Source organism: Mesorhizobium sp. WSM4833 (assembly GCF_055811095.1).
The window spans coordinates 181,162-193,839 of sequence record NZ_JBVVQG010000008.1; the positions used below are offsets into that span (position 1 = coordinate 181,162).

At 60.8% G+C, this 12,678-nt stretch carries 12 protein-coding genes and 1 pseudogene; 7 read left to right on the forward strand and 6 right to left on the reverse strand.

Annotated features, from left to right (window positions below; genetic code table 11):
* Positions 1-43 precede the first annotated feature (43 nt).
* Entirely contained in the window at positions 44-1,453 is a 1,410-nt protein-coding gene (locus AC0L2D_RS17990; protein WP_013531777.1) for a D-alanyl-D-alanine carboxypeptidase, read from the reverse strand.
* A gap of 285 nt (positions 1,454-1,738) precedes the next feature.
* On the opposite strand from AC0L2D_RS17990, the gene AC0L2D_RS17995 reads away from it, so the two are divergent.
* From AC0L2D_RS17995 to AC0L2D_RS18010, 4 genes and pseudogenes are all read left to right on the forward strand, one after another.
* Positions 1,739-2,068 carry a phasin family protein gene (locus tag AC0L2D_RS17995; protein WP_013531776.1) on the forward strand — a complete coding sequence of 110 codons (330 nt, stop codon included), beginning with the start codon at positions 1,739-1,741 and terminating at the stop codon, positions 2,066-2,068.
* A 296-nt stretch (positions 2,069-2,364) separates the two neighbouring features.
* Positions 2,365-2,694, forward strand: a complete 330-nt coding sequence (gene clpS, locus AC0L2D_RS18000) for an ATP-dependent Clp protease adapter ClpS (protein WP_023812950.1) — start codon at positions 2,365-2,367, stop codon at positions 2,692-2,694.
* A gap of 6 nt (positions 2,695-2,700) precedes the next feature.
* On the forward strand, positions 2,701-5,169 hold the full coding sequence (clpA, locus tag AC0L2D_RS18005) for an ATP-dependent Clp protease ATP-binding subunit ClpA (RefSeq protein ID WP_473541730.1): 2,469 nt from the start codon (positions 2,701-2,703) through the stop codon (positions 5,167-5,169).
* A 60-nt stretch (positions 5,170-5,229) separates the two neighbouring features.
* Positions 5,230-5,536 (forward strand): annotated as a pseudogene (locus AC0L2D_RS18010) (phosphotransferase-like protein); the annotation flags it as partial.
* Between the two features lie 79 nt (positions 5,537-5,615).
* Here the strand turns inward: AC0L2D_RS18010 and AC0L2D_RS18015 are convergent.
* The 5 genes from AC0L2D_RS18015 to AC0L2D_RS18035 form a co-directional block, all read right to left on the reverse strand.
* Positions 5,616-6,752, reverse strand: a complete 1,137-nt coding sequence (locus AC0L2D_RS18015; RefSeq protein WP_473541732.1) for a phosphatase PAP2 family protein — start codon at positions 6,750-6,752, stop codon at positions 5,616-5,618.
* Between the two features lie 203 nt (positions 6,753-6,955).
* Positions 6,956-7,387 carry an HIT family protein gene (locus AC0L2D_RS18020; RefSeq protein WP_013531772.1) on the reverse strand — a complete coding sequence of 144 codons (432 nt, stop codon included), beginning with the start codon at positions 7,385-7,387 and terminating at the stop codon, positions 6,956-6,958.
* Positions 7,388-7,473: 86 nt separating this feature from the next.
* Positions 7,474-8,688 carry a GNAT family N-acetyltransferase gene (locus AC0L2D_RS18025; RefSeq protein ID WP_224619229.1) on the reverse strand — a complete coding sequence of 405 codons (1,215 nt, stop codon included), beginning with the start codon at positions 8,686-8,688 and terminating at the stop codon, positions 7,474-7,476.
* Positions 8,689-8,738: 50 nt separating this feature from the next.
* Positions 8,739-9,467, reverse strand: coding sequence for a glycerophosphodiester phosphodiesterase (locus AC0L2D_RS18030; RefSeq protein WP_473541734.1), 729 nt, complete (start codon positions 9,465-9,467; stop codon positions 8,739-8,741).
* Between the two features lie 14 nt (positions 9,468-9,481).
* Positions 9,482-9,946, reverse strand: coding sequence for a RidA family protein (locus AC0L2D_RS18035; protein WP_064995858.1), 465 nt, complete (start codon positions 9,944-9,946; stop codon positions 9,482-9,484).
* Positions 9,947-10,084: 138 nt separating this feature from the next.
* Between AC0L2D_RS18035 and AC0L2D_RS18040 the strand changes: the two genes are divergently transcribed.
* From AC0L2D_RS18040 to AC0L2D_RS18050, 3 genes are all read left to right on the forward strand, one after another.
* Positions 10,085-10,912 (forward strand): cell envelope integrity EipB family protein, encoded by an 828-nt coding sequence (locus AC0L2D_RS18040; RefSeq protein ID WP_013531768.1) that lies wholly within the window; start codon positions 10,085-10,087, stop codon positions 10,910-10,912.
* Between the two features lie 115 nt (positions 10,913-11,027).
* Positions 11,028-12,326, forward strand: a complete 1,299-nt coding sequence (locus AC0L2D_RS18045; protein ID WP_473541737.1) for a lysophospholipid acyltransferase family protein — start codon at positions 11,028-11,030, stop codon at positions 12,324-12,326.
* 58 nt (positions 12,327-12,384) lie between these two features.
* Positions 12,385-12,663: a DUF4031 domain-containing protein gene (locus AC0L2D_RS18050; RefSeq protein ID WP_013531766.1), complete on the forward strand. Its 279-nt coding sequence runs from the start codon at positions 12,385-12,387 to the stop codon at positions 12,661-12,663.
* Positions 12,664-12,678: the final 15 nt, after the last annotated feature.

Consider the following 12,678-nt stretch of genomic DNA (forward strand, 5'->3'; position numbering starts at 1 on the left):
CCTTCGACGCAGAATTTTTCCGGGAGATGATTTCCACGCCGTCCTACTGCTGGACGGCGTAGCACTCGATGTTCTTCTTCTTCAAAGCGGTGCAGGCCTTCCAGGCGGCGGTCTTCGAACCGAAGCCGCCGAAGCGGGCGCGGTAGTAGGTGACGCCGTCCTTGTCGAAGGCGACGGTGAAGCCGGAGGCGTCGGCCAGCACCTTGGGCGCCTGCTTGGTGGTCTTGTCGAGGAAGGCCTGTGCCTCGGACTGCTTTGGCGAGGAGGCGACCTGAATGGCCCAGCCCGACGGCACCGACGCCGTGTTGACCGGGTCGACGGCCGCTGGCGTTGGCTCGGCATAGGCAGCGACGACCTGGGCCGTCGCGACCTGGGGGGCTGAAACAATGACGGTCTTGACCTTTCTGGTCTTGACGACGGGGGCTGCTTCTTCGGCCTGCGGGGTATCGTCTTCCGCGACCGTGGCGTCCTCGGCGACGGTGGCGTCGTCCTGCGCCACAACAGGCTTGTCATCGGGCGTCGGAGCGTCATGCTTGGGCAGGAGAACCTGGGCGAGGGCGGTGACCGGGTTGTTGCCGCCGGCCTTGGCCACCAGATCGCCACCGCCGCGAGTCGATGCCCTCGGCAGATAGGTGTTGATCAAGCTGGCCATCTGATTGTCGCGGCTGCGGCCGGAACTGCCGCCCATGACCACGCCGACGATGCGGCGATTGCCGTCGGAAACCGACGAGACGAGGTTGAAGCCGGAGGCGCGGGTGTAGCCCGTCTTGATGCCGTCGACACCCTTGATGCGTCCGAGCAGGCGATTGTGACCGTTGATGCGCTGACGCCCGTAGAGGAAGGAGCGCTGCGAGAAATAGCCGTAATATTGCGGAAAATGCTCGCGCAGCGCGATGCCGAGCGTCGCCATATCGCGCGCGGTGGTGAACTGGCCAGGGTCTGGCAGGCCATTGGCGTTGCGGAACACGGTGCCGTTCATGCCCAGCGCACGCGCCTTGGCGGTCATCATGCGGGCAAAAGTGGTTTCATTGCCGCCGAGCATTTCGCCGAGCGCGGTGGCCGAGTCGTTCGCCGACTTGGTGACGATCGACAGGATCGCGGTCTCGACCGTGACCGAACCGCCCGGCTTCACGCCAAGTTTCGTCGGCGCCTCGGCTGAGGCCTTGGCGGAAAACACCACTGGCGTATTCCTGCTGATCTTGCCCTTCGCCATCGCTTCGAAGGTCAGGTACAGCGTCATCATCTTGGTCAGCGAAGCTGGATAGCGCCTGCCGTTGGCATCTGCGGAGTAAAGCACCTTGCCAGTCTTGGCATCCACGACGATGGCCGCCTGCTTGGCCGCCAGCGACGAGGCAACGTCTCCAAAAACGAATGTCATCGCCAAGGCGATGATCATCATCGTTTTGAGAGGGGAGGTGGATTTGGAAACGATGCCCAACAACGCCTTACGCACTGGTACTTCCCTTGGATTTCTTCGTTGCGTTGGAGGCGGCAAAGGGTCCTGCCTCGCTTCCGGCCAAGCTACCGGCGCAGCGTTACCAATCCGTTTATGGTAACCGCCGCGTTCACCATTTTCTTCGTGCTTGAAGCTCTCTTTATTCGATTTTTAGCCATTGGCTGCGCAGGCGGGTCCGCAAGCCCGCGAAATCTTGACTTTTGTGCGGCGCACAATATATTATCTTGCATTGCACAAGGGCGCCCCGAAGAAGGACGCCTCAACCGTCAAGGGAATCGTGAAATGACCCAGACCTATGAGGACTTCAGCAAATACGGCAAAGAGTTCGCCGACACCGGATTGAAGAGCTTCGCGTCGCTCTCCAAGGGCGCACAGGCGATTGCCACCGAGGCTGGTGAATACACCAAGAAGAGTTTTGAAACCGGCAGCGCCACTGTGGAGAAGCTGTTTTCAGCCAAGTCGCTGGAAAAGGCCATCGAGATCCAGTCGGACTATGCCAAGCAGTCCTATGAGGCTTTCGTCGCCGAGGCCACCAAGATTGGCGATCTCTATGCCGAACTCGCCAAGGAAGCCTACAAGCCATTCGAATCGATCGTTGCCAAGGCGAAGTAATTTCGCCCGGGCGAACTGATTTCGCCTGACGTGACCCAGATTCAGCCTTTTGACCCGAGAAAAAGCCCGGCCGTGGAAACGTGGCCGGGCTTTTTCGTGTCAATTTCCGTTCCAGAGCCTCGCGCCCCTTCACGATTGCGAAAATCGTCCAAGTTTGGTGACCTAGCCATATTGTCAGCTAACCAGAAGGGCTTAAAATCGTACATCGAACACCTACATGTCGAACTCGCATGGGGAATCGAAAGAGGCAGGAATACGTGACGATCGGTTTGACTGCCACGAGACGCGTGGTGCGAATGCAAGACGGCGACGGTAACGGCAATGGGGCCGGCCGTGGGACGGCCGTCATCACGCGCACCAAAACCAAGACCAAGAAGCCCAGCCTTTATCGGGTCCTCATCCTCAACGACGACTACACTCCGATGGAGTTCGTGGTTCACGTGCTGGAGCGTTTTTTCCAGAAGGATCGCGAAGCCGCCACACGCATCATGCTTCATGTTCACAATCATGGAGTGGGCGAGTGCGGGGTCTATACATTCGAGGTGGCCGAGACCAAAGTGTCCCAGGTCATGGATTTCGCCCGACAGAATCAGCATCCGCTGCAATGCGTGATGGAGAAGAAGTGAGGTAACATGCCGGCTTTCTCCCAAGGCCTGGAAAAGGCGCTTCACCAGGCGCTGACGCTCGCCAATGAGCGGCACCATGAATATGCAACCCTAGAACATCTGCTGCTCGCGCTCATCGACGATACCGAGGCGGCCGCCGTCATGCGCGCCTGCAATGTCGATCTCGATGAGCTCAAGCATACGGTTCTCACCTATATCGACACCGAGCTGGACAACCTCGTCACCGGCTACGACGAGGACTCCAAGCCGACGGCCGGTTTCCAGCGCGTCATCCAGCGCGCGGTGATCCATGTGCAGTCTTCTGGCCGCGAGGAAGTCTCGGGCGCCAACGTGCTCGTCGCTATCTTCGCCGAGCGCGAGAGCCATGCCGCTTATTTCCTGCAGGAACAGCAGATGACCCGCTACGATGCGGTCAACTACATCTCGCACGGCATTGCCAAGCGTCCGGGCGCGTCGGAGACACGCTCGCCGCGCGGCGCCGACGACGAGCAGGGCGGCCAGAACGGCGCCGAGCCGCAAGAGGAAGGCGGCAAGAAGAAGCAGCAGCAGGACGCGCTGACGGCTTATTGCGTCAACCTCAACAACAAGGCCAAGGCCGGCAAGATCGATCCGCTGATCGGCCGCGAGTCCGAGATCAACCGCACCATCCAGGTGCTGTGCCGCCGCTCCAAGAACAACCCGCTCTACGTCGGTGACCCCGGCGTCGGCAAGACGGCGATCGCCGAGGGCCTGGCCAAGCGCATCGTCGAGGGCGACGTTCCCGAAGTGCTGCACAATGCCACCATCTTCGCGCTCGACATGGGCACGCTGCTCGCCGGCACGCGCTATCGCGGTGATTTCGAGGAACGGCTGAAGCAGGTCGTCAAGGAGCTCGAGGATTATCCTGGCGCCGTGCTGTTCATCGACGAGATCCACACGGTGATCGGGGCAGGGGCGACTTCAGGCGGCGCCATGGATGCGTCCAACCTGTTGAAGCCGGCGCTGTCGTCGGGTGCGATCCGCTGCATCGGCTCGACCACCTACAAGGAATTCCGCCAGTTCTTCGAGAAGGACCGTGCCTTGGTGCGGCGCTTCCAGAAGATCGACGTCAACGAGCCGACCATCGAGGACGCGATCGAGATCATGAAGGGCCTCAAGCCCTATTATGAGGAGTTCCACAAGGTGAAGTTCACCAACGAGGCGATCAAGGCCTCGGTGGAACTGTCGGCACGCTACATCAACGACCGCAAGCTGCCGGACAAGGCGATCGACGTGATCGACGAGACCGGCGCCTCGCAGATGCTGGTGCCGGAAGCCAAGCGCAAGAAGACTATCGGCATCAAGGAGATCGAGGCGACGATCGCCACCATGGCCCGCATCCCGCCGAAGACGGTTTCGGCCGACGACGAGAAGGTGCTGCAGGGTCTCGATATCGAGCTGAAGCGAGTCGTCTATGGCCAGGACACTGCGATCACCGCACTGACCTCGGCGATCAAGCTGGCGCGTGCCGGCCTGCGCGAACCGGAGAAGCCGATCGGCTCCTACCTGTTCTCCGGCCCGACCGGCGTCGGCAAGACCGAAGTCGCCAAGCAGTTGGCCGCGTCGCTCGGCGTGGAGCTGATCCGCTTCGACATGTCGGAATATATGGAGCGCCACACCGTGTCGCGGCTGATCGGGGCTCCTCCCGGCTATGTCGGCTTCGACCAGGGCGGTCTTCTGACGGACGGCGTCGACCAGCATCCGCATTGCGTGCTGTTGCTGGACGAGGTCGAGAAGGCGCATCCGGACCTGTTCAACATCCTGTTGCAGGTTATGGATCATGGCAAGCTGACCGACCACAACGGCAAGCAGATCGACTTCCGCAATGTGATCCTGATCATGACCACCAATGCGGGCGCGTCGGATGCGCAGCGTGCGGCGATCGGCTTCGGCTCGACCAAGCGCGAAGGCGACGATGTCGAGGCGATCAACCGGCTGTTCACGCCGGAGTTCCGCAACCGTCTCGATGCGATCATCCCGTTCGGCTCGCTGCCGGTGCCGGTCATCCATCAGGTGGTGCAGAAGTTCGTCATGCAGCTCGAGGCCCAGCTTTCCGAGCGTGGCGTCACCTTCGACCTGTCGGCGGACGCGATCGCCTGGCTCGCCGACAAGGGCTATGATGAGCGCATGGGCGCGCGGCCGCTCGGTCGTGTGATCCAGGAGCACATCAAGAAGCCATTGGCCGACGAGGTGCTGTTCGGCAAGCTCAAGAAGGGCGGCACGGTGCGCGTCACCGTCGAGAAGAAGGAAACCGGCGAGACCGGCCTGAAGCTCGAATCGCTGGCCGACGAGGCGCCGGTGAAGCCGAAGAAGGAAGAGCCGGAAGAAACGCCGAAGTCCAGAAAGGCCGTGGCGAAAAAGCCGGCGGCCAAGAAGCTGGTGGCGCAGAAGCCCGAAGCCAAGGGCAAGGACGGCGGCAAGCGCAGCCTGGTGCCACAACTGCCCCGAAAGAACTGAACCTTACGAAAGTCAAGAAAGCCCCGGAGACGGGGCTTTTTTATTGGAGCGAGGGTAGGCATAATCGGCCAGATCATCACCCTGAACGGTGCGCCGCGATCGAAAACAAGCATCGCCAAGGCTGTTCAGGAGTGCTTCGATAGCGTCTGGATCAATCTCGGTGTCGACGTTTGCGAGCAGGCCATGCCGCCGCGCTATCGATCCGGGATGGGATTGCGGCCCGATGGCGCGCCTGTGGCAGGAAGAGGTGCACCGGCCCGGCGTGTACGATCTGGAAGTCGACACGTCGCTCCTGAGCCCTGGGCAATGCGCGGACACGCTCGCAGAGCAGCTTCGGCAAGGACCGTATCGAACAGCGTTTCGGAAATGTCCAACCCATCCAGCGCCGCCCTTGAGGCGTTTTGACCGGCATGCCGCCGCAGGCGAGTTCGTCCAGATCGGCGAATTTACATCCCGCAAAGGGCCGGCGATTGCATGGTGGAGCTCTCAGCGGCCGCGCTGTCCGACTCGAAACGGGTCAGCAAATATCCGCACGCCTTCCAGATCGCGACCATCAGGGATGCGCCCGCATAGCCATCCACGGCATAGTGCCAGCCAAGCACGACGGATCCGACCATAATGACGCCCGCGAATAACCACATCACAACACCGGCCAGCCGAGACCGCCGCGTTGCATAGAGAGCGAACAGCACCGCCATCGCAACGTGCAGGGATGGGAAGGCGGATATACCGACGCTGCCGGTAGTTGCGCCGGTGTAGCCACCCCACAGCATATCCTGCGTGTTGAGCGCCCAGATTGGATAGATGCGATCGGCGGTGGCGAGTGCTTGCATGAGGGCGTGAAAGTCGTTGCCGAACCCCAATCGCTCGTAAAAGCAAGGGCCAGCCGACGACAGGCCCATCGCGAGGAAGAAGCCACCCAGCGTCCACACCGTCATGAAGCTCATCAGGAACTGGTGACGCAGCTTCGTATCCTTGCGTGCGATGCACACGGTGAAAACCGCGGTAATGAGCACGACGAACCAGAAATTGTAAGCGATGTTGATGATCTTCAATGCAAGCGGCGACTGGACGATAAACCACAACCATTCGTGCGGGGCTCGACCGAAATGCAGGATGCGGTCGGCCTGAGCCAATGCCTTGTCCCATGCAAACGGAGAGAGGATTGCAATGGCTCCCTTCAACACACCGATCGCGGATATGAAGGCAAGACCCGCACCCAGGCCATTCAGGCTGTTGGCAATGCGTTCGGCGTCGCCAAAGAATCTACCCAGTGACTTGAGGAAGGTGTGCAGCGGTTCGGTATCCCGCTGGACCAGCGCAAGATGGAGAAGCGTCCCAAGTGCAAAGGCTGAGCCGCAAATCCAGAAGGCGATGAAAAGATACTCAGCGTATTCCTCCAGAACGCCGAAATCCGGCATGTTTCCAGTGTGCCACCCGACTGCGCTTGCCAGAAGCAGCGCAGCGGCAGCCATAGCGTGCAGCAGCCGGTGTCGCCAAAAGGCATCCGCCAAGATGCCAAGAAAAGCACGCTCGACAATTGCCCCCGCCAGTGGGGCCGATGCCGCAACCGAATGTTCCATGGTTTTGAAGCCCCACAGCTCGCCACGCGTTAGCATTTTACCGTGAGATGGTTCGATATTTCCTAATCAGACGATTAGAGTTGCAAACGGTTGAGTCGGCACTGGGCACGGCCGGGCATTAGAATCGGCTTCTGGACTGAACGGCGCTTGTTAGTCCGATATTCTCGACCCGGTCCACCACATCATTGGCGGACCTCCCGCTCTCAATTTTTGAGTGCAGTCCGTATCTTTTCGGCGTTACCGACCAGAATCTCCGGCTTCTCCATCTCGCCCGTGTGCGGCTTCAGCGGGATGCCGTCGAAGCGCGGAATGACATGCACATGCAGATGATAGACGGTCTGCCCTGAGGCCGGCTCATTGAACTGCATGACGGTGACGCCATCGGCGCCGAAGGCCTTTTTCACCGCCAGCGCCACTTTCTGAACGGCGCTCAAGAGATGGCCGAAAATTGACGGATCGGCATCGAGAAGGTTGCGCGACGGCGCTTTCGGCACCACCAGCGTATGGCCGGGCCCCTGCGGCATCACATCCATGAAGGCGATGACCGCGTCATCCTCGTAGACACGGTGCGAGGGAATTTCGCCGCGCAGGATCTTGGCGAAAATGTTGTCGGTATCGTAGGCGGCCTCGGTCATGGCGAACGCTCCGGATTGTGCCTTCGTGTAGCGAAGGCGTCGAAATTCGGCAAGATAATCGTCGCCCCCCAGCCGGCCAACCGGGGCTACTCCTCGAGATCCTTGCGGAACGGGGTATGCTCTTCCAGATATTCGCTCATCCGCTCCACCTCCTGCCGTTCGCGCCGGAGATAGTCGGCGACGGCGTTGCGCAGGCCTGGGTGCGCAATGTAGTGCGCGGAATGCATGGTCACCGGCCGGTAGCCGCGCGCCAGCTTGTGCTCGCCCTGCGCTCCCGCCTCGACCACCTTGAGCTTGCGCTCGATGGCGAAGTCGATCGCCTGGTGATAGCAGACCTCGAAATGCAGGAAGGGATGGTCCTCGATGCAGCCCCAGTTGCGGCCATAGAGTGCATCCGAGCCGATGAAATTGATCGCGCCGGCGATATAGCGCCCGTTGCGCCTGGCCATCACCAGCAGGATGTCGTCGGCCATGCGCTCGCCGATCATCGAGAAGAATTGACGATTGAGATAGGGCCGGCCCCATTTGCGACTGCCGGTGTCCATGTAGAAGGCGAAGAAATCGTCCCAGGCTTTCTCCGTGAGGTCCTTGCCGGTCAGCCGGTCGATTGAAATGCCTGGGGCAAGCGCTTCGCGCCTTTCCTTTTTCATCGCCTTTCGCTTGCGCGAGGCAAGGGTGGCGAGGAAGTCGTCATAGGTTGAAAAGCCTTCGTTGAAGAAATGGAATTGCTGGTCCGTGCGGTGCAGGAAACCGGCTGCTTCCAGCACCTCCACATCGCTCTCTTGCGCGAAGGTGACATGTGCGGAAGAGACACCGAGCTTTTGCGTCACCGCCTTTAGGCCCGCCGCGAGACCGGCCTTCACCTTGGCACTGTCCTCGCCCCTGGTGACCAGCAGGCGAGGGCCGGTGACCGGGGAGAACGGCACGGCACTTTGCAGTTTGGGATAGTAACGGCCACCGGCGCGTTCGAACGCATCCGACCAGCCATGGTCGAACACATATTCGCCCTGGCTGTGCGATTTGAGATAACAGGGCACCGCGCCCAGCAATCTGCCTTGCCCATCCTCCAGCCGGAGGTGGTGGCCCTGCCAGCCGGTACGCCGCACGGCGCATCCAGAATCTTCAAGCGCGCCTAGAAAAGCGAATGAAACCAAAGGATTGTAGCTGGTTTCTAAATCGCCGCGCGCAGTTCCCGCAAAGCCATTCCATTCATCACAGGTGAAGGCGCCGATGCCGGCGGCGACGCGGATCGAATAGTCCGCATTGGCCGTTTGTCCGTCACCCTCGTCGCCCTGATCCATGAGGCTTATTTAAGCTCCGTCCGGCCTGGTGCAAGTCACGTTTCAGACACTCAGGCGACTTTGACCAGATCGGGTTCGAACCCTTCGAACGTCATCTGGTCGGCATATCTGAAGGTCAGGTCGACCGCCGGCTGGTCATGCACCGTCCAGGTGATAACAGGCATTTTCAGCCTTTCACGCACGAAGTTGACAAATGGGTTTGGCAGGTCGCCGGCGGCGTAGGAGGTGAAGGCGATCTCATGCGCCAGCATGGCGAAATGCGCCTCGATCAACCCGACGTCCTTGCCGTAGGCGGTGAGACCCCCTGGGATACCCGGCGCGTCCTTTGGAAAATCGCGGACCAGCCAATGGTCGAACGACATGATCGCCGCCTTGCCCTTGTAGCGCTTGAGCATCTTGCCGACGCTTGCCACCAGGCCTTCGTCATAGCCGGGCGTGCCTTTCAGCTCGACGACCAGTGGCACGCGGCCATCGACCAGGTCGAGCGCTTCCTGCAGCGTCGGCACATGGTCCGCCGTGCCACCGACCCTGAGCGCCGCGAGTTCAGCTGCGGTACGCTGCCAGACGAAACCATCCTGGCCGGTCAGGCGCTTGAGATCGCCGTCATGGATGATGACGGGAACGCGGTCGGACGACAGGTGCACGTCGCATTCGATGGCGTAGCCGCGTTCGGCGGCTGCGGCAAAGGCCGACAGCGTGTTTTCCCAGCGCGTCTTGTTCATGTCGTGGAAGCCGCGATGGGCGACGGGCCGGGCGGTCAGCCAGGATAGGTCGGTCATATCTGTCCCCTGGCTCATGCGACTTCGAAGATGGCTTCGATTTCCACTGCGGCATTAAGCGGCAGGCAGGCCGTGCCGACGGCGGAGCGTGCATGCTTGCCGCGCTCGCCAAGGGCGGCGACCAGGAAATCGGAGGCGCCGTTGGCAACCAGATGCTGCTCGACGAACTCGGGTGTCGAGGCGACGAAAACGGTGATCTTCACCAGACGGCTGATCTTCTCGAGGTCGCCGAGTGCTGCCTTGGCCTGCGCCAGGATGTTGATCGCGCAGTATTTTGCCGCGTCCTTGCCGCCTGCCGTGTCGACGTCGCGGCCGAGCAGCCCGCTCGCCTGCAGCTTGCCGTCCTTGAGCGGCAATTGCCCGGCAGTGAACAGCAAATTGCCGGTCCTGCAATAGGGCACGTAGTTGGCGGCGGGCGCGGCGGCGACGGGAAGCGTCACGCCCAGATCGCTTAGCCGCTTTTCGATTGTTTCACTCATGGTATTTCCCTATTGCTTGGTGACGCCGCGCCGGCCGGGCCGAAATTGCTATTTTTGCCTCGCTTCCGCCACGACTTTTTTTAAGCTGGACCATCTTTCCCTGCGGCCTGCCATCAGTCGCGACGATCGGAGTACCTCATGCGCGCAACGCGCCTCGCATTCCATGCCGTCCTGTTGTCGGGCATCTTCTCGATAGGCCCTGTCTTCGCAGCGCCGGCGCTGCAAGCCCACCGCGCCGTTTACGATCTTACCCTAAAAAAGGCTTCCGATCAGTCCGGCATCACAGGCATATCCGGCCGCATGGTCTATGAGTTCAACGGCTCGGCCTGCGAAGGCTATACGGTGAAATTCCGTTTCGTCACCCAGATCGTCACCGCCGACAACACCAGGTTGACGGACCAGCAGACGACCACTTTCGAGGATGCCGAGGGCAAGACCTTTTCGTTCGTGACAAAATCCTTCGTCGACCAGAATCTCGACAAGGAGGTCAAGGGCATCGCCACGAAAGAAACCAAGGGCCTGAAGGTCGACATCGACAAGCCTGAAAAGAACAGCGTCGAGCTCGCGACAACCCAATTCCCGACCCAGCATTTGGTCGAATTGATCGGCAAGGCCGAAAAAGGCGAGAATTTTTACGAAACCAACCTGTTCGACGGTTCCGAAGACGCCAACAAGGTGATGACCACCACCGTCGTTGTCGGCAAGAAAACCGATGCCGACAAGGCCGACCCGGAAGCTTCGGCACTGGCAAAGCTCGCCACCGACAAATACTGGCCGGTCGACATCGCCTATTTCGACGACACCAACAAGACCGGCGAAGAGGTTCCGGAATACCGTATCAGCTTCAAGCTGCATGAGAACGGCATCACCCGCGATCTCGTCATGGACTATGGCGACTTCTCGATGACCGGCAAGCTGGTCAACCTGTCGCTGTTCGACCAGACAAAACCTTGTCCCGCCAAATAGTGCCTGTCTAGGCAGCTGATTTGCCACGGCACGGCGTGGTCGTAACGAACGACTTGAACGTGCCGCAATCGTCTCCCAACCTGCTTCCCAGCGTCCAGGCGCGAGGGGGATCAGCTTGAGCAGGATCGATACGTTCGTCGCGCCGCGGCCCAACCCGGCACTGATCAGGGCCATGACATCCGTCAACCGGATCGTCATGCTGCGCGGCATTCCCGGGTTTCGGGATCTGTTGCCGTTCAATCGCCTGGCCGGTCTGCGCGGCGTCTCAAATGTCCGCCATATCGACTTTCCCGACGCCGATCTTGAGCGGCTGAAGGCCAGTTGCGGGGCAGGGAAGGCGACCTTCATCACACCCAATCATCCCGAGTTCTTCACCGACTGGATTATCGACAAGGAAATCGTGTCGCAGGTCAGCCCGCTCACGGCCTCATGGGCGACCAATGGTGTCGTCAACGGGCTTGGCCGGCTGATGCAGAAGTTCTGGCTTGCCAACAATCTGATCGCCCAGATTCCCGGCAACAGCGGGGCAGCGAAGGAACACTCGATCGCCTGGGCCCTGAAAGGCCATGGCGTGCTGCTGCATCCCGAAGGCGGCGTCGGCTGGCATGCCAATGTCGTTGCGTCTTTGCTGCCGGGTGCCGTCGAGATGGGACTGGAAGCCCTCAAGCGCGGTCGGGCCACGGATTCCAATTTCAAGGTCTGGATCGCGCCCGTCGTCTGGAAGCTTGCCTTCACCGGCAACGTCGAAGCGGCACTGGCGAAGGAATGCGCCTATGTCGAGAAAAACCTCAAAATAGAACGCCAGGCGACCGACACGCTGCCGCAGCGCATTCACCATGTCTATTCGACACTGCTGGCCCGCGATGAAGCTGCCAGCGGCATGCCGTTCGACCAAGGCGCTTCCTATGCCCAGCGTCAGAGGGTTTTGGTCACCGAGCTCAGCCGCCAGCTCGGCAAAAGCATCTCAGCCGACATTGATGTCGCCGACATCACCGAGCTTCTGCGGCGGGCGCGCCGCTGGCAGCGCGAAAACACTGGCGATGCCGAACGGCAAAGGCAGGTCCGCGCGCTCGTCGATAGAGTTCAGAGGCTGCAACGCGTCGGACCCTGGGCCTGCGCCAATCCGCGCATTAGCCAGGAGGAGATCGCCGAACATCTGAAGCGGATCCGCAACGACTATTGTCGGGGCGGGCTGCGCGACACGATGAACCGGTTCGTTCCGCAGCCAGCCGGGCCGCGTTGCGCCCACATCCGGGTGCCGGAGGCACTGGGCTTGCATGAGCATACGGGCTCGATCGACGATGCGGTTGCCGATCTGCACCGTCGCATGCAGGATACAGTCACCAACATCGTCGCCGAGCTTGCAGCCAATGGCGGCTTCATTTTCTATCCGAATCCATTCTATCGTCACTGATATCAGCCGGGCCATGTGGCCGACTGTCGTGACGGATGGAAGGCAGACAGCAAGCTTTATGGCAGCCTATGTCGACGCAGCGATCTGGAACTGGGCCGGCCATCGCTGGTGCCATCTGTTGGCCGACGACACCGACGAGTTGCATCGCTTTGCCGCGCATCTTGGCGTCAAGCGCTCATCCTACCAGGGGCCGCCCAAGACATCGGCGCCGCATTATGACATAACCGGCTTCGAGCGTGACCGAGCGGTGCGGCTCGGCGCCATCGAATGCAGCCGCGAGGAGATCGTCGCGGTCTTCCGGCGGGTGCGGGTGCCGAACGGCAAGATAAAGCGCTGACGGCAGCGCGCGGAT